Below are 20,855 nucleotides of genomic sequence, written 5' to 3' on the forward strand. Positions count from 1 at the left end.
GGCCGCGAACGCCGGCAAGCACGAGGCGGCCGTGAGTGTTCCCGTCGCGGAGCAGGACGGCCTGCTCGGCCGGTCGTTGCTGCAGCGCATCATCCTGCCGCGACCGGGCGAGCCCCTCGACGTGCGCACGCTCTACCTCGAGGAGTCGCCCACCAATGCGCGTCGCGCCCACGCGACGAGCCGGACGACGCTGGCGATCGGCGCGGAGTCCGAGGTGTCGCTGTGCACCTACTTCAATGCCTTCCCGGCGAGCTACTGGCGTCGCTGGAGCACGCTCGGTTCGGTGGTGCTGCGTCTCGAGCTCACCGGCCACGGCCGCGTCGACCTGTACCGCAGCAAGGCCGACTCGAGCCGCATCCACGTCACCGGACGTGAGTTCCGCGGAACGGAGACGATCGTCGAGATCGACGCCGACCTCGGTCCGTTCGAGGACGGCGGCTGGCTGTGGTTCGACGTGACCACCGACAGCGACGTCACCCTGCACGCCGCCGGCTGGTACGCACCCGTCGAGGCGCCCGGCCGTGCCTCGGTCGCCGTGGGCATCCCGACCTTCAACCGTCCCGCCGACTGCGTGAAGGCGCTGCGTGCGCTCGCGTCCGACCCGCTGGTGATGGACGTCGTCGACGCCGTCATCATCCCGGACCAGGGCACCCGCAAGGTGCGCGACGAGGCCGACTTCGCGGAGGCCGCCGAACCCTTCGGTGCTCGCCTCGTCATCCACGACCAGGGCAACCTCGGTGGCTCCGGTGGTTACAGCCGCATCATGTACGAGGCGCTGAAGACCACCGATGCTCCCTACATCCTGTTCATGGACGACGACATCGAGATCGAACCCGACTCGATCCTGCGCGCCCTCGCCCTGTCGCGTTTCGCGCGGACCCCGATGCTCGTCGGCGGGCAGATGCTCAACCTGCAGGAACGCAGCCACCTGCACACCATGGGCGAGGTCATCCACCGCGCGAACTTCATGTGGGGTGCCGCCCCGAACGTCGAGTACGACCACGACTTCTCCACCAAGCCGCTGCGCGACCGGGAGAACTCGAAGCTCCTGCACCGCCGCATCGACGTCGACTTCAACGGCTGGTGGATGTGCATGATCCCGCGCGTCGTCGCGGAGGAGATCGGCCAGCCCCTGCCGTTGTTCATCAAGTGGGACGACGCCGAGTACGGCCTCCGGGCCCGCGAGGCCGGCTACCCGACGGTGACGATGCCCGGCGCCGCGATCTGGCACATGGCGTGGAGCGACAAGGACGACGCCATCGACTGGCAGGCGTACTTCCACCTGCGCAACCGGCTCGTCGTGGCCGCGCTGCACCAGCACGGCGACCCCAAGGCGATGGTGCTCGACACCATCAAGGCCACGATCAAGCACCTCGTGTGCCTCGAGTACTCGACGGTCGCGATTCAGAACAAGGCCATCGAGGACTTCCTCGCCGGCCCGGAGAACCTGTTCGATCTGCTGCCGCGCGCCCTCGGCGAGGTGCACGCACTGCGGAAGAACTTCCCCGACGCGGTGGTGCTGCCGTCGTCGACCGAACTGCCGATGGCATCCGGCGCCGAGGTCGGCGCCGTGGGCCTGCCCGAGGGTGCGGTCGCGAAGGTCAAGCGTCTCGCGAAGGGTGTACTGCACAACGTGCGCCCCGAGAACCGCGAGCACCACGAGCGGCCGCAGCTGAACGTGCCGACCATCGACGCGCGGTGGTTCCTGCTCTCGCAGGTCGACGGCGTGACGGTCACCACGGCGGACGGTCGGGGTGTCGTCTACCGTAAGCGCGATCGTGCGCAGGCCCAGGCCCTGCTCACGGAGGCGCTCCGGTTGCGACGCGAACTCGCTCGCCGGTTCCCCGAGATGAAGAAGCGGTACCGGGACGCGGTTCCCGCCCTGACCAGCAAGGAGGAGTGGGAGCGTGTCTTCGGTATCGGCAACTGACAGCAGCGCTGCGGCCACGACCGCAGACGGTGCGGCTGTGGACGGTGCAGCCGCGGACGGTGCGGCCGCACGTCACTGGAGGAGCACCGACACCGAGGTCCGGATCCTGCAGACCGTCCAGGCCACCGCCGGTGCCGTGCCCGCCGCGACGAAGATCGCCCGCGGCATGTCGCACTTCGGTGAGCACGCACTCGGCTGGATCGCGATCGGCGCCGCCGGCGCCCTCGTCGACCGCCCCCGTCGCCGCAAGTGGGCGAGCGTGGCGGTCGGTGCGTTCGGTGCCCACGCGGCGTCCGTCGTGATCAAGCGGGTCGTGCGCCGGCCGCGGCCGGTGGACCCGACGGTGCAGGTCAACGTGTCCACGCCGAGCCGGTTGAGCTTCCCGTCGTCGCATGTGACGTCCACGACTGCGGCGGCCGTGCTGCTCGCCCGCACCACCGGGCTACCCTTTCCCGCGGTGCTCGTGCCGCCCATGATGCTGTCCCGCCTGGTGCTGGGCGTGCACTATCCGACGGATGTACTGGCGGGTGCGGCACTCGGTGCGGCGTCCGCGGCCGTCGTGGCGCGGGCAGAGACGAAGTGGGGAGATCGATGAGCGAGGAACCGGCGCCCGTCAAGGAGGCGCCCAAGAGCCTGGGCGCCGGGATCGTCAAGGCGGTCCGTCCCCGACAGTGGGTGAAGAACGTCCTGGTGCTCGCGGCCCCGATGGCGGCCGGCTCGGTCACCCAGGTCGACGTGCTGCTGCCCGTCGCGCTCGCCTTCGTCGTCTTCTGCATGGCCGCCTCCGGCATCTACCTCGTCAACGACGCGATGGACGTCGAGGCCGACCGTGCACACCCCACCAAGCGGTTCCGGCCCATCGCGGCCGGCGTGCTCCCGGTGCGACTCGCGTACATCCTCGCGGCGGTGCTGCTCGTCGGCTCGATCGCGCTGTCGTTCGTCGCGAACTGGCAGCTCGCCGTCGTCATGGCCGTGTACATCGGCATCCAGCTCGCGTACTGCTTCGGGCTCAAGCACCAGGCCGTGCTCGACATCTGCATCGTGTCGTCGGGCTTCCTGATCCGTGCCATCGCCGGTGGTGTGGCCGCCGAGATCCCGCTGTCGCAGTGGTTCCTGCTGATCATGGCGTTCGGGTCGCTGTTCATGGCGGCCGGCAAGCGATACGCCGAACTGCGCCTCGCGACCCGCACCGGCGCGAAGATCCGCAAGTCGCTCGAGTACTACACCGAGACCTACCTGCGGTTCGTGTGGACGGTCGCGGCGACGGCGGTCGTGCTCTGCTACGGCCTGTGGGCGTTCGAGCAGGACAACGTGGCCGGCTCCAACTGGTACGCGATCTCGATGATCCCGTTCGTCGTCGCCATCCTGCGCTACGCGGTCGACGTCGACGGCGGTGAAGCCGGCGAACCCGAGGAGATCGCCCTGAAGGACCGGGTGCTGCAGTTGCTCGCAGTGGTGTGGATCCTGGTGGTCGGCGGTGCTGTCTACCTCTTCTGACGTCGTGCGCGGCGTCCACGACACCGAGGCCGGACCGTCCAGTACGGTCCGGTCCGTTCGGCGTGACCGCCTCGCCCGCGGCGTGTTCGCCGCCGGTGTGGTCGTCTCCGCGTTCCTGATGTTCTGGGGAGCGTGGGAGCGGCGCTGGATCGCCGACGACGGCCTCATCGTCCTGCGGACCGTGCGCAATCTCCTCGCCGGCAACGGGCCGGTGTTCAACGCGGGGGAGCGCGTGGAGGCCAACACCTCCACCGCCTGGACGTACATCGTCTACTCGGGTGGATGGCTCACCGGCCTCCGCCTCGAATACGTGGTGCTCACGATCGCGCTCGTGTTGTCGACGGGCGCGATCGTCCTCGCCATGTTCGGTGCCGCACGCCTGTACCGGTGGCGACTGCGCGCCACCACGGGGACCGTGCTGCTCCTGCCCGCCGGTGTCCTCGTCTACATCGCGGTGCCCCCCGCCCGCGATTTCGCCACCTCGGGCCTCGAGTCCTGCCTGGTGATCTGCTGGCTCGGTCTGCTGTGGCTGCTCATGGCACGGTGGGCGACCCCCACGCCGGGAGGGGACGGATCGCTTCCGGGTACGGGGCAGATCCTCGCCACGGCGTTCGTCGCCGGACTCGGCCCGCTCGTGCGACCCGAACTCGCGCTGGTCGCGGTGCTCGCGCTCGCGATGCTGTTCCTCGCGCCCGGCCTGGACCTGCGCATTCGCATCGCGATGGTCGCGGTCGCCGGAGCGATCCCGGTCGGCTACCAGATCTGGCGCATGGGCTACTACGGACTGCCCTATCCCAACACCGCGGTCGCCAAGGACGCCGGTGGTGCCAAGTGGTCGCAGGGCCTCGAATATCTCGGCAACCTGGTCTCGCCGTATCTGCTGTGGCTGCCGCTGTTGTTCCTCACAATCCTCGCCGCGCTCGTCCTCGCGACCAGCCGTGACGCCGCGGGCCTCACCGCCGCGGCGGCACGTCCCGATCCGCGCGACGTGCGGGCCACCCTGACCTGGGCGCAGAACCTGTTGCGCACGCCGACCGCCGTCGTCGTGCTGTTCCTCGGCTCGGGCGTGCTGCTCGCGTTGTACTCGCTGCGTGTGGGCGGCGACTTCATGCACGGCCGCGTCCTCCTGCCGCCGCTGTTCTGCCTGCTCCTGCCCGTTGCCGTCGTCCCACTGCGGGTCCCGGACCGGGCAGAGATCGGCAACAACCGGCCGACGCAGGTCGCGGGTGCGCTGGCCGTGCTATGGCTGGGCACCGTGGTGTGGACGGCCGCTGCGGCCAACACGACCGGCATGACCGAAGGCGCTGTGGTGGGCCGCTCCGGCATCGTCGACGAGCGCGCCTTCTACGCCCTCAACACCGGGCATCTGCATCCCATCCGGGCCGAGGACTATCTCGACTACCCGCGCATGCGGGCCATGGTCGAGGCCATCGCGAACACCCCGAACGGCGGGTTGTTGCTGCCGACCCCCTCCTTCGACGCGTGGGATGTCGTGCCGCCGCCCGAGCCCATCCCACCGGGTGGTGCCGGACATACGGTGTTCTTCCTGAACCTGGGCATGACCAGCATGAACACCGGTCTGGACGTGCGGGTCGTCGACCAGATGGGCCTGGCCTACCCGCTCGCCGCGCACACCGAGCGTCTCGAGGACGGCCGGATCGGCCATGACAAGATCCTGTTCCCCGACTGGGTGGTCGCCGATTCGGGCATGGTCGACGTGCATCCGTGGATGCCGGGCTATCTCGACGAGGACTGGGTCGCGATGGCGAAGACCGCGCTGACCTGTCCCGAGACCCGGGAGATGATCGATTCCTCGAGCGCCGAACTCACGTGGGCACTGTTCAAGAGGAACCTGCGCAACGCGTTCGACTACGCCTCGTACCGGATCGAACGGGTGCCGAAGTACGAGATCCAGCGCTGTGACCTGCCGATGCCACCGCCGCGGGGGTGACGGCCGGACACCGAGATCAACTTGGCCCCTTTCGACTGTCTCGATAGGATCACGACGCATCACGGATAGGTAACATTCCGGCAGCGCGTGCTTGACCTATAGGTCAAGAGGTGCCCAAGAGCTGTTGAAACCAGGGTTTGTCAGAGATCACGCGGTCCTTTACAGTTTTGACCGCAGTGTGACTTGGGGCGGCCTTCCGCGGTCGTCATCGCCGGAATCCGGGGGACGCGAACGCGGACGCCGCAGACGAGAAAGAGAGCATTGTTCATGCGTTTTGTCCCGAGGTTGAGGCAGGGCCTTCGACGGCGACTGCTCGGCACCGCCGCCGCAGCTCTGGTCCTCCCCGTGGCTGCCGGCCTCGTCGGAACCACCGCCGCCGTCGCCGCGCCGGCGCAGGGAGCGCCGGTCTCGCACCGCGCGCCTGCAGGGGGCTTCGAAGAGGTCTTCGTCGAGTCCGACATGGGCCCGATCAAGGTTCAGATCCAGTGGGCTGCGCGCGGTGGCGACGCGGCGCTCTACATGCTCGACGGCCTGCGCGCTCGGGACGACGCGAACGCCTGGACGTTCGAGACGAACGCCCTGCAGCAGTTCGCGAACGACAACGTCAGCCTGATCATGCCGGTCGGCGGACAGTCGAGCTTCTACACCGACTGGTACGCGCCGTCCAACCTGAACGGCCAGGACATCACCTACAAGTGGGAGACGTTCCTGACGGAGCAGCTGCCCGACTATCTCGCCACCCGTGGCGTGTCGCGCAACAACAACGGCATTCTCGGCCTGTCGATGGGCGGTTCCGCCGCCCTGACCCTGGCCGCCTACCACCGCGACCAGTTCAAGTTCGCGTCGTCGTTGTCCGGCTACCTCAACCTGTCGGCTCCCGGCATGCGTGAGGCCATCCGCGTGGCGATGCTCGACGCCGGCCGCTTCAACGTCGACTCGATGTGGGGCCCGCCGTGGAGCCCGGCCTGGCTGCGCAACGACCCGTTCGTCTTCGCTCCGAAGCTCGAGGGTCTGTCGCTGTACATCTCGGCCGCCAGCGGTCTGCCCGGTGAGCACGACAACCCGCAGGGCTTCGTCGGCTACTACAACACGGCCAACGGCATGGCCCTCGAGGCGCTGTCCCTCGCCCAGACCCGCGCGTTCCAGATCAAGCTGGCCACGCTCGGCATCCCGGCCACCTTCGACTTCCCGGCGCGCGGCACGCACGCCTGGAAGTACTGGGAGGATCAGCTCTGGAAGGCACGCCCGCAGATCCTCGAGGCGCTGAACGGGTTCTGATCCCCGGTACGCACTGCTAGCGACGACGCCGCCCGCTCACCATCAGGTGAGTGGGCGGCGTCGTAACTTTCTGCAACAATTTTCTCACCTGTCACAGCGCGGCACCCGCGATTCCGGGTGCCGCCGGTGTAGAAACAACATCCGGGACTCCGGTATCCCGAGTCGGCACATCCAGCCGGGGCGCCCTGCCACTGCCGCCGTCGCGGTCCACCCGAAGCCGCACTTCGGCAGGAAATCCGGCAACGCAGAAAGTGAGCGATGCAGATGCGAACTGAGCTCGAGCACGGTGAGCGACGGACGGGGCCGAGCAGGAGAGCGGCTCGCGTTGCGGGTGCGCGGAGCGGGAGATCCCGTGCGCTCGCACTGATCGCCGCAGCCCTCGTCGCGCCCGTCGCCGCAGGTCTGACCACCGTCTCGGTGGCCACCGCCGATCCGCTCATCGCCCAGTCCGGCCCGACGAGCACCGCCGGCGCCACCGTCCGTTCCGTCGACTGGCTCACCGATCGTCGCGTCGCCCTGTGGATCGACTCGCCGTCGATGGGGACGCCGATCCAGGTGCAGCTGCTGCTCGCGCGCGACTGGAACAGCAAGCCCGACGCGAAGTTCCCGTCGGTGTTCATGCTCGACGGCATGCGTGCGCGCGACGACGAGAACGGGTGGACGCTCGAGACCGACGCGGAAGCGTTCTTCGCCGACAAGAACGTCAACGTCGTGCTGCCGGTGGGCGGCCAGTCGAGCTTCTACTCCGACTGGATCGACCAGAACAACGGACAGAACTACAAGTGGGAGACCTTCCTGACGAAGGAACTTCCCCCGCTCCTCGAACGCGATTGGCGCACCACCGACAAGCGTGGCGTCGTCGGCCTGTCGATGGGCGGTACCGCCGCGATGTTCCTGCCCGCCCGCAACCCGGGCTTCGCGCAGTTCGCGGCATCGCTGTCCGGCATCCTCACCACGACCACCCTCGGCATGCCCGAGGCCATCCACTACGCGATGCAGGACGCCGGCGGTTTCGACTCCGAGGCGATGTGGGGTGCGCCCGGCTCCGACGGCTGGGAGTCGCACGATCCCTATCTGCTCGCCGACAAGCTCAAGGGTGTGAGCCTGTACGTCTCGAGCGGCAGCGGCACCACCGGCCCGTACGACGATCCGTCGGGCATCCCCGGTGTCAGCACCAATTACGCCGGTATGGGCCTCGAGATCCTCTCGCGCCTCACCTCGCAGGCGTTCGCGACGAAGCTCAAGAAGCAGGGCATCCCGGCCCAGATCGTGTACCGGCCGTCGGGCACCCACACGTGGAAGTACTGGGAGTTCGAACTGCACCAGCTGTGGCCGCAGCTCGCCAACACCCTCGGGGTCGGGGTCGACAAGCCCGAGTGCCAGGCCACCGGTGCCTTCGGCGACGTGGCGAACGCGAACGGCTGGCTCGGCGACTGCCTCACCGGTGAATACGACGTCGCCGGTGGCAAGGTGCAGGACTTCCGCTTCGGCCGCGTCTTCTCGTCCGAGGGCACGACGGTGCCGGTCGCGGGTGCGATCGGCGGCGCCTACCAGGGCGTCGGCGGTCCGGCCGGACAGCTCGGCTACCCGACCACCGAGGAACGCGTCGCTCCCGACGGACGCGGACGGTTCAACCACTTCCGGAACGGCGCGATCTACTGGACGCCCGAACACGGCGCCCACGCGGTCCGCGGCAAGATCTTCGAGGAATGGAAGAACCAGGGCTGGGAGGGCGGCCCCCTCGGTTACCCGATCCTCGACGAGGCGGCGACCCCCGACGGTCGCGGCGCGGTTCAGGGCTTCGAGATCGGTGCCATGTACTGGAGCGAGGACACCGGCGCCCACGGCGTGCAGGGCATGATCCTCGACAAGTACTCCCAGCTCGGCTACGAGACGGGCATCCTGGGCTACCCGACGAGCAGCGAGCAGCCCGCAGGGCGCGACGGTCGCTTCAACGAGTTCCAGCACGGCAACATCTACTGGAGCCCGCTCACCGGCGCCTGGCCGGTCCGCGGCAAGATTCTCGAGGCGTGGCTCGCCGAGAAGGGTGCCGAAGGACGTCTGGGTCTGCCGATCAGCGACGAGTTCCCGGCCGTGGACGGCAAGGGCGTGCAGCAGAACTTCCAGAACGGCTTCATCACCCTCGACGGCGACGAGGTGAAGCTGCAGCCGTAAACGGACGACAGCGGGGCGGCCCGTGCGGCCGCCGATCGCGAAGCGGGTCGGCCCGTGCGGCCGCCGATCGCGAAGCGGGTCGGCCCGTGCAACTGGGGGAGGCGGGACGCTTCTACCGGCCGCACGGGCCGCTCTGTAGCCTGGGGCGCATCTGACCAAGTTCGACCGACATCCCGGATGTGAGGACCCCACCACATGCCTTCACGGACCCGCTCGCGCTCGACCCGAGTCCTCGGCGCCCTCGCCGCGGCACTGACCGCCACGGCAGTTCTCTCCGCGTGCGGAAGCGACGACTCCACCGCGACGAACACGCCGACGACGTCTGCCGCCACGGAGACCTCGACGTCGGCATCGACCTCCGCGGCAGAGACGTCCACCGGCGCCGCCGGGGCGGAGAGCACGGACGAGGCCGAGACGAGCGACGCGTCCCCGGCTCCGTCCTCGCCCGACGCCGGTGAGGACACGGGAGCCGGCACGGGTGCGGCACCCGCTCCCACGCCCGGCGCCCAGGCCTTCCTCGACGGTCTCCGCGCCGAGGGTGTCGAGCCCAGCGACGAGACCGGCGCGGTGAACATCGCCGACTACATCTGCAGCGCCCAGGCGCAGGGCGGGTCTCCGGAGGAGATCAAGGTGTTCGTGACCGCGCTCGTGGGTAGTGATGCTGCAGCCGGTGGTGTCGAGTTGTCGGAGGAGCAGGCCTCCTCGACGGCCGACACGTACATCGCCGTCGCCGGCGAGACGTACTGCAACTAGGAAACGCGGGGACAGCACGAATGGTCAGGACGAAGCAGCGTCGCGGACGCAGGATCGTGGTCGTGGGGGCGCTGCTCGTCCTGGCGATCGTGCTGGTGCTCTGGTACATGCTCGCGGGGCGGCTCGACATCCCGTCGCCGATTCCCACCCCGCCGGGGCCGGAGGAGCCGCAGTCGCAGCCGGCCTCGTGCCCCGACGTGCAGGTCGTCGCGGTGCCGGGCACCTGGGAGTCCGCGGTGGGCGACGATCCGTACGCTCCGGCCGCGAACCCGTACTCGCTCATGCTCAACGTGACCCGGCCGCTGCAGGAGCGTTTCGACGCCCAGCGCGCCGACGTCTACACGGTGCCGTACGTCGCGCAGTTCTCGAACCCCATCGCGATCCCGCCGGACGGCCAGCAGTCCTACAACAACAGCCGCAGTGAGGGATTCGCGGCCACCACCGACATCCTCGCGCGCCGCTCGGCCGAGTGCCCGCTGACCACCTATGTGCTCACCGGTTTCTCGCAGGGCGCCGTGATCGTGGGCGACGTCGCCGCGCAGATCGGTGCCGGTAACGGCCCGGTGCCCGCCGACCGGGTGCTCGGTGTCGCGCTCATCGCCGACGGGCGCCGCGACGGGGTCTCGGGCACCGACATCGGTGCCCCCGTCGCCGGAGTGGGTGCCGAACTGTCGCTCGACGGACTGCGACTGCCGGGTATCACGATGACCGGCGCGCGTGCCGGCGGCTTCGGGGAACTCGACGACCGCACCATCCAGATCTGCGCGCCCACCGACAGCATCTGCGACGCACCGCCGAACGCGCTGAATCCCGCCAACTGGATGTCGGCCGCTCCGCGCCTGCTCGAGTACGTCAACAACCCGATCCACGCGATGTACAACACCTACGTCGTGGACGAGAACGGCACCACCGCGACGCAGTGGATCGCGAACTGGGCGGCGGAGAAGATCGACGCCGCACCGGAACCCGCAGAAGAGTGAGGTGCGGTTGTCGCCGCACGCAGGGAGGGTTCGGGCTCGAGTGAACCCTCCCACATATTACTCGCGGGTAGTGTCCGATCTCACCACCCGGTACACTCGAAAGACGGGCTGCCTTTAGACTCATCCCTCGGCTGCGTGCCCGGCCGTCCGGGATCGTGGCGCACGACGACTGCCACAGGAGAAGAGGTTCATGGTGCCAGCGACGGCACGGCGAACGGCCGGCCCCCTCCGGGGGCGTAGCGACGGCCCGCGACCGGGAATGATCCTTGTCACGAGCTCTCGCGTCGGTCGGGCGTACGTTCCGGGGCGCCGATCCTGGGCAGCAGAGGGCGGCGGGTCGCGTCGCCGGCTGGTGCCGGCGTCGAAAAACCGTCGCACACAATCGGATCGTGTGCTGTTCCCCTTCGGCGGGCACGGAATGTGTGTGTGAAGACGACCATGTCGTATCTTTGTGTTTCCCGTGTGCAAGGGGAAGTGTTCCTCCCGGCGTCCGCACTTTGCGAGGGTGCGCGTGATGCCGATCTGTAACATATTCGTGATCTGGGGTCGATGGACACGTTCGAGGAACGGACCGCCGGAAGCCGTGGGGGGCGGTATCGGTACGACGATCCGCCGGCGCGGAGGAAAAGTTAGTGGCGCAACCATGTCGAGTGGTTGTGGGATCGCTTCGACAGGGAGAAGGAATTGAGCGTCGGGTTCGAAGAGTTCATCGATGAGAACGGGCGGATCAGGCTGCCGGAAGGGCAGACCCTGCTCGATCACCTCGAGGGGAACTTCGCTTCAAACGGTGACGACCTCGCCTACCGGTACATCGACTACTCGCGGGAACGCGACGGCGAGGTGCACGAGCTGACCTGGGATCAGTTCGGCGTGCGCATCAAGGCCATCGCCGCGCGCCTGCAGCAAGTCACCGCTCCCGGCGACCGCGTCGCGATCCTCGCTCCGCAGGGCCTCGACTACGTCGTGTCCTTCTTCGCCGCGATCTACGCCGGCACCATCGCCGTGCCGCTGTTCGATCCCGACGAACCCGGCCACACCGATCGCCTGCACGCCGTTCTCGGCGACTGCACCCCCAGCGCGATCCTCACCGCCACCTCGTCCGCGGCCGGCGTGCGGCAGTTCTTCCGCCCGCTCCCCGCTGCGCAGCGTCCCCGCGTGATCGCCGTCGACGCCATCCCCGACTCGGTCGCCGAGTCCTGGAACCGGCCGCCCATCGGCACCGACGACATCGCGTACCTGCAGTACACCTCCGGCTCGACCCGCGTTCCCGCCGGCGTCGAGATCACCCACCGGTCGGTGCTCACCAACGTCATCCAGATGGCCGACTCGATCGAGCTCAACGAGTCGTCGCGCGGCGTGACCTGGCTGCCGCTGTTCCACGACATGGGCCTGCTCACGGTGATCCTGCCCGCGGTCGGCGGCAAGTACATCACCATCATGAGCCCGCGCGCCTTCGTGGCCCGGCCGAGCCGGTGGATCCGCGAGCTCGCCGCCGTCTCCGACGGTGCCGGCACCTTCGCCGCCGCCCCGAACTTCGCGTTCGAGCACGCCGCGGCACGCGCGGTCCCCAAGCCGGGCGAAGAACTCGACCTGAGCAACGTGATCGGCCTGATCAACGGCAGCGAGCCGGTCACCACGTCGTCGATGCGCAAGTTCAACGAAGCGTTCGGCCCCTACGGTCTGCCCCGTACGGCGATCAAGCCGTCCTACGGCATGGCCGAGGCCACTCTGTTCGTCTCCTCCACCCGCCACAGCGACGAGGCGAAGGTCATCTACGTCGACCGCACCGCCCTCAACGCGGGTCGGGTCGTGCGCGTCGAGCCCGACGCCGAGAACGCCATCCCGCAGGTCTCCTGCGGTTACGTCGCGCGCAGCCAGTGGGCCGCGATCGTCGACGCCGAGACCGGCACCGAGATGCCCGACGAGCACGTCGGCGAGATCTGGCTGCACGGCGAGAACATGGGCATCGGCTACTGGGGTCGCAAGGAAGAGACCGACAACACCTTCCACAACCGCATCACCAAGCGTCTGACCGAGGGCAGCCACACCGAGGGCACCCCGGACGACAGCAAGTGGCTGCGCACCGGCGACTACGGCGTCTACATCGACGGCGAGCTCTACATCACCGGTCGCGTCAAGGACCTCGTCATCGTCGACGGTCGCAACCACTACCCGCAGGACCTCGAGTTCTCGGCGCAGGAGGCCAGCTCCGCGCTGCGCCCCGGCTTCGTCGCGGCGTTCGCGGTTCCGGCCAACCAGCTGCCGCGCGAGGTGTTCGACAACGACGCCTCCGGTCTGCAGTTCGACGCGGACGATTCGTCGGAGCAGCTCGTGATCGTCGCCGAGCGCGCTCCCGGCGCCGGCAAGGCCGATCCGCAGCCGATCGCCGACGCGGTGCGTGCCGCGATCTCGTCCCGGCACGGTGTCACCGCCCGCGACGTGCTGCTCGTGCCGGCCGGTTCCATCCCCCGTACGTCCAGCGGAAAGATCGCGCGCCGGGCGTGCAAGACCGCATATGTCGAGGGAACGCTGCGCGGTGGTTACCAGCAGCAGGCCTTCCCGGACAGCGTGTAAGAACGAATGTCCTCTTTCCCGGGTAGCGTGGTGGGTTGATGTCTGACACTGAAATGACGGTTGCGCAGCTGCGCGAATGGCTGCGCAACTGGATCGCCGACGCGACCGGGCAGCCGGTCTCCCAGATCTCGGACGATCGTCCGATGGAGGAGTTCGGACTGTCCTCCCGGGACGCCGTCGCCATGGCGGGTGAGATCGAGGAACTCCTCGGTGTCACCCTCAATGCGACGATCGCCTACCAGCACCCGACGATCGCGTCGCTCGCGACGCGCATCATCGAAGGTGAACCCGAGGCACCCGCCGAGGACGACTCCGCCCTGTACACGGTCGGTGCCGTGGCGGGTTCGAAGGACGTCGCCATCGTCGGTCTGTCCACCCGTTTCCCGGGCCACGTCGACACCCCCGAACAGATGTGGGAGCTGCTCGCGTCCGGACGCGACGGCATCTCCGATCTGCCCGAGGGCCGCTGGTCGGAGTTCGAGAACGACCCCGCCGTGTGGGAGTCGATCCGCAACGCCAACACCAGGGGCGGCTACCTCGACGACGTCAAGGGCTTCGACGCCGAGTTCTTCGCGATGTCGCCGCGCGAGGTCGAGATGGTCGACCCGCAGCAGCGTCTCGCGCTGGAGCTGACCTGGGAAGCACTCGAGCACGCGCACATCCCGCCGAGCGACCTCAAGGGCGGCTCGGTCGGTGTGTTCATCGGCAGCTCGGCGAGCGACTACATGCTCCTCGCGGTCGGTGATCCGTCCGCAGCGCATCCCTACGCGCTCACCGGTACCTCCACCGCGGTCATCGCCAACCGCGTGTCGTACTTCTACGACTTCCACGGCCCGTCGGTCACGCTCGATACGGCGTGCTCGTCGTCGCTGGTCGCCGTGCACCAGGCCGTGCGCGCGCTGCGCAACGGTGAGGCCGACGTCGCTCTCGCCGGTGGCGTCAACATGCTGCTCGCCCCGGCCGGCACCCTCGGCTTCGACGAACTCGGCGTCATGGCACCCGACGGGCGCATCAAGGCGTTCTCCGCCGATGCCGACGGCATGATCCGCGCCGAGGGCGGCGGTCTCGTCGTGCTCAAGCGTCTCGAGGACGCCGAGCGCGACGGCGACAACATCCTCGCGGTGATCGCCGGTTCGGCCGTCAACCAGGACGGCCGCTCCAACGGTCTGGCCGCTCCCAACCCCGAAGCGCAGGTCGACGTGCTGCGCCGCGCCTACCGCGACGCGCAGATCCTGCCGTCCGGCGTCGACTACATCGAGGCGCACGGCACCGGCACGGTGCTCGGCGACCCGATCGAGGCCGACGCGCTCGGCCGCGTCGTCGGTCGTGGCCGCGAGGACGACAAGCCGGCCCTGCTCGGTTCGGCCAAGACCAACTTCGGTCATCTCGAGTCCGCCGCCGGTGCAGCCGGTCTCATCAAGGTCGTTCTCGCGATGCAGAACGATCAGCTTCCGCCGACGCTCAACTACACCGCGCCGAACCCGTACATCCCGTTCGACAGCGCGCACCTGAAGGTCATCCCCGAGGGTGCGAAGTGGCCGCGCTACACCGGTCGCGCCGTCGCCGGCGTGTCCGGATTCGGTTTCGGTGGCACCAACGCGCACGTCGTGGTCCACGAGTACACCGGCCCGGAGGGTCAGGAGGCGGCCGAGGCCGAGGTCGAGGTCCTGCCGGAGGAGATCCCCGCCGCCGCGGAGACCACCGAGCAGGCCCGCGAGCTGCCCGTCCTGCTCGCCGTCTCCGCTGCGATGCCGTCGCGTCGCCGTCGTGCCGCCGCCGATCTCGCCGACTGGCTCGAGACCGAGAAGGGCAGCACGACGCCGCTCGCCGACGTCGCCCGCACGCTCTCCCGTCGCAACCACGGCCGGTCCCGGGCGATCGTCGTGGCGAGCAACCACGGCGAGGCCATCGCCGGTCTGCGTGCCGTCGCTGCCGGTAAGCCCGCGCAGGGCGTGTTCACCGCCGACGCTCCGGCTTCCAAGGGCGCGGTGTGGGTGCTGTCCGGCTTCGGTGCCCAGCACCGCAAGATGGCCAAGCAGCTGTACCTGGAGAACCCGGTCTTCGCGGCGGCCGTCGACGAGGTCGACGAGCTGATCTACGACGAGTCGGGCTACTCCATGAAGGAGAAGTTCCTCGACGACGCGCAGGACTACGACGTCGAGACGGCGCAGGTCGGCATCTTCACGATCCAGATCGGTCTCGCCGCGCTGCTGCGTCACCACGGTGCCGAGCCCGCCGCGGTCGTCGGCCACTCGATGGGTGAGGCCGCCGGCGCCTACATCTCGGGCGGACTCTCGCTCGAGGACGCCGTGCGCGTCATCTGCTCGCGTTCGCGTCTGATGGGTGAGGCCGAATCGGGCCTGACCGGCGACGACATCCGCCTCATGGCGCTCGTCGAGTACAGCGCCGCCGAGATCACCGACGTGCTGCCCGACTTCCCGCAGCTCGAGGTCTGCGTCTACGCGGCGCCGACGCACACCGTCATCGGTGGCCCGCAGGAGCAGGTCAACGCGATCGTCGCGCGTGCCGAGGCCGAGGAGAAGTTCGCCCGGGTCCTGCAGACCAAGGGTGCAAGCCACACCTCGCAGGTCGATCCGATCCTCGGCGAGCTCGCAGCCGAGCTCGCCGGCATCGAACCGCACCGCCTGAAGGTCGACCTGTACTCGTCGGTCGACCAGGAGACCCTCTACCGCGCAGGTCACGACGGCATCCACGACGTCGAGTACTGGACCAAGGGCATGCGCCACAGCGTGTACTTCACGCAGGCGATCCGGCAGGCCCTGTCCGACGGGCACACCACCTTCGTCGAGCTCAACGCCAACCCCGCGACGCTCATGTCGGTCGCGGCGACGGCCTTCGACGCCGGTGTGCAGGACGGCCAGTTCATCCAGACGCTCAAGCGCAAGGAGGACGAGTCCCTCGGCGTGCTGACCGCGCTCGCGCAGCTGTACGTGCACGGGCAGTCCGTCGACCTGAGGACGCTGCTGCCGGAGGGCGACTACGCCGACCTGCCGCGCACCGCCTTCCTGCGCAAGCCGTACTGGGTCGACGCCAGCATCGGCACCTCCGGCAACGGCCGCGCGCCCGGCGCCCGCGTCGCACTGCCCGACGGCCGCTACGTGTGGGAGGTGCAGGCATCCGCCGTCACCGACGCGGCCGAGCTGGTCGTCGCGGCGGCTTCGCAGGTGCTGTCGGATGTCACGCTCACCGCGTCCATCCCGCACACCGAGGTCCCCGCGACCGGCACCCTCACCACGACGCTCACCCGGCATCCGGGTGGTGCGTCGCTGCAGGTGCACGCGAACACCGGCGACGGTTTCACGCTCGTCCACGAGGGTGTCGTCACCTCCGGTGAGCCGCTGCCCGCGCCCGTCGCGGTGGCCGCGAAGCCGGCCGCGCAGGCCGAGGAACTGCCCGAGGTCGTCGAGTCGTTCGGCGACAAGTGGGATCCGAACGGATCGCAGACCCTCGACGACCGCCTGAGGCTGATCGTCGCCGAGTCCATGGGCTACGCACCCGAGGACCTACCGGCCGAGATCCCGCTCATCGAGCTGGGCCTCGACTCGCTCATGGCGGTCCGCATCAAGAACCGCGTCGAGTACGAGTTCGACATCCCGCAGCTGCAGCTGTCGGCGGTCAAGGACGCGAGCCTGCGCGACGTCGCGAAGTACCTGCGGTACGCCGTGGAGAACCGCGAGGAGGTCGCGCAGCTCGCCGAGCAGCAGGCCGCCGAGAAGGCAGCCGAACGCGCCGCCGCTGCGGCGGATCAGGACGAGCTCCCCGCGATGGAGGACACCACCGCGGTGGGCGAGGCCGAGCAGATCCTCGCCGAGGCCGAGGCCGAGGTAGACGCAGAGGCACAGACCGCGCCCGAGACGCCCGCACCCGAGCAGGAATCGAGCGGAGTCGACGTGCCGCCGCGCGACGCCGCGGAACGACTGACCTTCGCCTCCTGGGCCGTGGTCACGGGCAAGTCGGCCAAGGGCATCTTCAACCCGCTGCCGAAGCTCGAGCGCGACGTCGCCGAGAAGCTCGCGGCACGACTGACCGAGCGGGCCGAGGGCGAGATCACCGTCGACGACGTGCTCGCCGCCTCGACCGTCGAGCAGCTCGCCGAGACCGTCCGTCAGCATCTCGAATCCGCCGATCGCATCGACGGACTCGTGCGCACGCTGCGGCCCCGCGCCGAGGGATCGGACGCCGTGCCGGTCTTCGTCTTCCACCCCGCGGGTGGTTCGACGGTCGCGTACGAGCCGCTGCTGCGCCGCCTGCCCGCGCACACCCCGGTGTTCGGTTTCGAGCGCACCGAGGGCCCGATCGACACCCGCGCCCAGGCGTACCTGCCGCTCATCGAGGAGATCCAGGGCGACGGCCCGTACGTGCTGTGCGGCTGGTCGCTCGGCGGTGTCCTGGCCTACGCGGTGGCCCGTCTGCTCCGCAAGAGGGGCAAGGACGTGCGTCTCGTCGGTCTCATCGACACCGTCATGGCCGGTGAGAAGGTCGAGGACACGCCCGACGAGATCCGTAAGCGCTGGCAGCGTTACTCGGCGTTCGCGAAGAAGACCTACGGGATCGACGCGCCGCTGCCCTACGACCTGCTGGCCGAGGCCGGCAGCGACGAGGAGCAGATCGGCATCCTGATGGGCCTGCTCGAGTTGAGCGGGGCGCAGATCCCCGGCGGCATCATCGAGCACCAGCGCACGTCGTGGCTCGACAACCGCGCCATCCAGACCGCGGAACTGCTGCCCTACGACGGCAAGGTCGTGCTGTACATGGCCGACAAGTATCACGACGACGCGATCGATCTCGAGCCGGCCTTCGGGACCCGGCAGCCCGACGGTGGGTGGGGTGAGGTCGTCGCGGATCTCGAGGTCGTGCACGTCGGCGGCGATCACCTGCAGATCGTCGACGAGCCGTACATCTCGAAGGTGGGGGAAGACCTGACCCGCAAGCTGGCCGACATCGAGGCCTCGAGGAGCTGAACGAAGAAGTGAGCACCACGGCACAGAAGCTGGCCGAGCTGCGCGAGAAGCTGGAGATCGCGAAGGAGCCTGCGGGCGAACTCGCGATCGCCAAGCGCGCGAAGAAGGGCATTCCGAGCGCTCGCGAGCGCATCGACATGCTGCTCGACAGGGGCAGCTTCGTCGAGATCGGCGCACTGATGAAGACGCCCGGCCGCGACGATGCGATGTACGGCGACGCGGTCGTCGTCGGGCACGGCACGGTCGACGGCCGCCCGGTCGCGGTGTTCTCCCACGACCAGACCGTTTTCGGCGGCAGCGTCGGTGAGATGTTCGGCCGCAAGGTCGCCGCGGTCCTCGACTTCGCCCTCAAGATCGGTTGCCCCGTCGTCGGCATCAACGACTCCGGTGGTGCCCGCGTGCAGGACGCCGTCACCTCGCTCGCCTGGTACGGCGAGATCGGCAAGCGCCACGAGCCGCTGTCGGGTCTGTGCCCGCAGATCTCCGTGATCGTCGGCAACTGCGCCGGTGGTGCGGTCTACGCCCCGATCAACACCGACGTCGTGGTCGCCACCGAGGGCTCGCACATGTTCGTCACCGGCCCGGACGTCATCAAGGCGGTCACCGGTGAGAGCGTGAGCCTCGAAGAGCTCGGCGGTGCCCGCCAGCAGGCCGAGTACGGCAACGTGCACCACGTGGCGCCCGACGAGAAGGCCGCCTTCGAGTGGGTGCGGCAGTACCTGAGCTACATGCCGTCCAACGCGCAGGAGAAGCCGCCGGTCATCAATCCCGGTCTCGAACCGGAGATCACGCCCGACGATCTCGAACTCGACACGTTCATGCCCGACGCCGACAACTCCGGCTACGACATGCACGACATCCTGCTGAAGATCTTCGACGACGGCGAGTTCCTCGAGGTCCGCTCGCAGACCGCGCCGAACATCATCACCGGCTACGCGCGCGTCGACGGTCATGCCGTCGGTGTCGTGGCGAACCAGCCGCTGTACCTGTCGGGTGCGCTCGACGCGGCCGCTGCCGACAAGGCGGCCCACTTCGTGCGCGTGTGCGACGCCTACGACATTCCGCTCGTGTTCGTCGTCGACACCCCCGGCTTCCTGCCAGGTGTCGAGCAGGAGAAGATCGGCGTCATCAAGCGTGGCGGCCGTTTCCTGTTCTCGTACGTCGAGGCATCCGTCCCGAAGGTGACGGTCGTGGTCCGCAAGTCATACGGCGGCGGTTACGCCGTGATGGGTTCGAAGCAGCTCGGCGCCGACATCAACTTCGCGTGGCCCACCGCGCGTATCGCCGTGATGGGTGCCGAATCGGCTGTCGCGGTGATCGGCCGCCGGCAGATCGAGGCCGCGGGCGAGAACGCTCCCGCCGTGCGCCAGCAGCTCATCAACTTCTACAACGAGCACGTGGCGACGCCGTACATCGCGGCCGAGCGCGGATACGTCGACGCGGTGATCGAGCCGTCGACGACCCGCCTCGAGATCCGCAAGGCGCTGACCCTCCTTCGCGACAAGGAAGTGTTCAAGAACCCGCGGAAGCATCACCTGCTGCCGCTGTAGAACAGCCGGAGAACCCTCGCCGACGGGGTCTGTGCACACTAGGACGTGCGCAGGCCCCGTCGCGCGTATCCGACGATCTGCTCGACCTCTGCGTCGGCGTCGAAGGTGGATGCGTCCCGCCACAGCAGATGCTCCATCACCGCGAGGAGCAGGATCGAGGTGGTGAGCGAATCCCGTTGCGGGTCGGCCGATCCCAGGTCGGCGATGGGACCGGCGAGTACCTCCGCGACCGCCTTCTCCAGATCCTCGCGCACCTTCGGTGCGTGCGACCGGCCGCCGGCGGAGGACACGACGTTGCGGGTGGCGGCGGCGATCTCGGGATCGACGGCCTGGTTCAGGACGGCCGCGATGCCGGCACGCAGGGCGGCGTCGGGGTCGGCGGCCTGGTCGATCTTGTGACGCAGGTACCGGACGAGTCGGTGTCCGCCCTCCTCGACGACGGCGTCGACGAAATCACCCTTGCTCTTGAAGTAGCGGTAGAAGGCGTCGTTGGAGAGTCCCGCGGCGGCCACGATGTCGGCGACGCGCGCGGGTTCGCCCCGGGTGAGCAGTTCGCGTCCGCACCGGATCAGGGTGTCGACGTCGCGGCTCGCAGCCTCCTGTCGGGGCGTCAGGCTTCGCTTCACGGCCTCGGAGGCGCGGGGGGACAGGGTCGACCCAGCTGAATTCTCGGTGGTCACCCGCTCATTCTAGATAACCGAAACCAGATTCTGGGATGCTCCGACCCCGTCACGCCGCACGTCGACCGATCAGGGAACCGTCCAGGAACCCCGGCCCGCCAGGAAGGTGATGTCGGTGGTCGTCACGACCGCCTCGATGCGTCCGGAGCCGGTCTCGAACGACGGATACGGGGACGCCGGGATGGTCGGGTAGATCGGCAGGGTGACGGCGCCACGCTGTCCGGTCGTGACATTCGTCCAGTGCACGACGCAGTGGCACTGGATGCTGCTGCCGAATCGGGAGAAACCAGGACGCTCGGGATCCACCCGAACGGTCACGCTCTCGTTGACGAGGGCGCCGCCCCATCCGGCAGAACCGGTACCACCGACCGCGCCGATGACCGGGCTCAGGGTCGTGGCCACGACAGGCTCCGCGGACGCCGCGGGAGCGGCGACCATGCCGAACGCGAGAGCCGCGCCCAGGGCTGCCGTGAATGCGATCTTTCTCGAGGTCGTCATGTCCAGT

General features: G+C 68.8%; 13 protein-coding genes. 11 read left to right on the forward strand and 2 right to left on the reverse strand.

Annotated features, from left to right (window positions below):
• The first annotated feature begins 31 nt into the window (after positions 1 to 31).
• The 11 genes from AC0LPE_RS00925 to AC0LPE_RS00975 all read left to right on the forward strand — a co-directional run bounded on the left by AC0LPE_RS00925 (position 32) and on the right by AC0LPE_RS00975 (position 19,670).
• Positions 32 to 1,930: a glycosyltransferase gene (locus AC0LPE_RS00925; RefSeq protein ID WP_160877654.1), complete on the forward strand. Its 1,899-nt coding sequence runs from the start codon at positions 32 to 34 to the stop codon at positions 1,928 to 1,930.
• A 37-nt stretch (positions 1,931 to 1,967) separates the two neighbouring features.
• A complete protein-coding gene (locus AC0LPE_RS00930; protein ID WP_160877642.1) occupies positions 1,968 to 2,525 on the forward strand; it encodes a phosphatase PAP2 family protein in 558 nt (185 codons plus the stop codon).
• On the forward strand, positions 2,522 to 3,427 hold the full coding sequence (locus AC0LPE_RS00935) for a decaprenyl-phosphate phosphoribosyltransferase (RefSeq protein ID WP_016692623.1): 906 nt from the start codon (positions 2,522 to 2,524) through the stop codon (positions 3,425 to 3,427). Before AC0LPE_RS00930 ends, AC0LPE_RS00935 begins: the two co-directional genes overlap by 4 nt.
• Before the next feature lie 4 nt (positions 3,428 to 3,431).
• The gene (locus AC0LPE_RS00940) at positions 3,432 to 5,378 is read left to right on the forward strand and encodes an arabinofuranosyltransferase AftB family protein (RefSeq protein WP_490605444.1); all 1,947 of its coding nucleotides are present in this window, start codon (positions 3,432 to 3,434) and stop codon (positions 5,376 to 5,378) included.
• A 267-nt stretch (positions 5,379 to 5,645) separates the two neighbouring features.
• Positions 5,646 to 6,656, forward strand: coding sequence for an alpha/beta hydrolase (locus tag AC0LPE_RS00945; RefSeq protein ID WP_088896824.1), 1,011 nt, complete (start codon positions 5,646 to 5,648; stop codon positions 6,654 to 6,656).
• 258 nt (positions 6,657 to 6,914) lie between these two features.
• Positions 6,915 to 8,831 (forward strand): alpha/beta hydrolase-fold protein, encoded by a 1,917-nt coding sequence (locus AC0LPE_RS00950; RefSeq protein WP_016692626.1) that lies wholly within the window; start codon positions 6,915 to 6,917, stop codon positions 8,829 to 8,831.
• Between the two features lie 195 nt (positions 8,832 to 9,026).
• Positions 9,027 to 9,584 carry a DUF732 domain-containing protein gene (locus AC0LPE_RS00955; RefSeq protein ID WP_145691278.1) on the forward strand — a complete coding sequence of 186 codons (558 nt, stop codon included), beginning with the start codon at positions 9,027 to 9,029 and terminating at the stop codon, positions 9,582 to 9,584.
• A 20-nt stretch (positions 9,585 to 9,604) separates the two neighbouring features.
• Positions 9,605 to 10,564, forward strand: a complete 960-nt coding sequence (locus AC0LPE_RS00960; RefSeq protein WP_016692628.1) for a cutinase family protein — start codon at positions 9,605 to 9,607, stop codon at positions 10,562 to 10,564.
• 684 nt (positions 10,565 to 11,248) lie between these two features.
• The gene (gene fadD32, locus AC0LPE_RS00965) at positions 11,249 to 13,138 is read left to right on the forward strand and encodes a long-chain-fatty-acid--AMP ligase FadD32 (protein WP_016692629.1); all 1,890 of its coding nucleotides are present in this window, start codon (positions 11,249 to 11,251) and stop codon (positions 13,136 to 13,138) included.
• 53 nt (positions 13,139 to 13,191) lie between these two features.
• Entirely contained in the window at positions 13,192 to 18,120 is a 4,929-nt protein-coding gene (gene pks13, locus AC0LPE_RS00970) for a polyketide synthase Pks13 (RefSeq protein ID WP_490606402.1), read from the forward strand.
• A gap of 8 nt (positions 18,121 to 18,128) precedes the next feature.
• Positions 18,129 to 19,670, forward strand: coding sequence for an acyl-CoA carboxylase subunit beta (locus AC0LPE_RS00975; protein ID WP_490605445.1), 1,542 nt, complete (start codon positions 18,129 to 18,131; stop codon positions 19,668 to 19,670).
• Between the two features lie 38 nt (positions 19,671 to 19,708).
• On the opposite strand, the gene AC0LPE_RS00980 is transcribed toward AC0LPE_RS00975, so the two are convergent.
• The gene (locus AC0LPE_RS00980) at positions 19,709 to 20,350 is read right to left on the reverse strand and encodes a TetR/AcrR family transcriptional regulator (protein WP_085468766.1); all 642 of its coding nucleotides are present in this window, start codon (positions 20,348 to 20,350) and stop codon (positions 19,709 to 19,711) included.
• Positions 20,351 to 20,419: 69 nt separating this feature from the next.
• Complete coding sequence (locus AC0LPE_RS00985; RefSeq protein ID WP_172414842.1) at positions 20,420 to 20,848, reverse strand: hypothetical protein; 429 nt, start codon at positions 20,846 to 20,848, stop codon at positions 20,420 to 20,422.
• Positions 20,849 to 20,855: the final 7 nt, after the last annotated feature.

The sequence above is a fragment of the Rhodococcus sp. S3 genome, from assembly GCF_058211795.1.

Bases quoted from the DNA above. Each gene is read 5' to 3' on its own strand.
- AC0LPE_RS00960 (WP_016692628.1), top strand. From the start codon at position 9,605: ATGGTCAGGACGAAGCAGCGTCGCGGACGCAGGATCGTGGTCGTGGGG.
- AC0LPE_RS00935 (WP_016692623.1), top strand. From the start codon at position 2,522: ATGAGCGAGGAACCGGCGCCCGTCAAGGAGGCGCCCAAGAGCCTGGGC.
- pks13 (WP_490606402.1), top strand. From the start codon at position 13,192: ATGACGGTTGCGCAGCTGCGCGAATGGCTGCGCAACTGGATCGCCGAC.
- AC0LPE_RS00945 (WP_088896824.1), top strand. From the start codon at position 5,646: ATGCGTTTTGTCCCGAGGTTGAGGCAGGGCCTTCGACGGCGACTGCTC.
- AC0LPE_RS00950 (WP_016692626.1), top strand. From the start codon at position 6,915: ATGCAGATGCGAACTGAGCTCGAGCACGGTGAGCGACGGACGGGGCCG.
- AC0LPE_RS00985 (WP_172414842.1), bottom strand. From the start codon at position 20,848: ATGACGACCTCGAGAAAGATCGCATTCACGGCAGCCCTGGGCGCGGCT.
- AC0LPE_RS00955 (WP_145691278.1), top strand. From the start codon at position 9,027: ATGCCTTCACGGACCCGCTCGCGCTCGACCCGAGTCCTCGGCGCCCTC.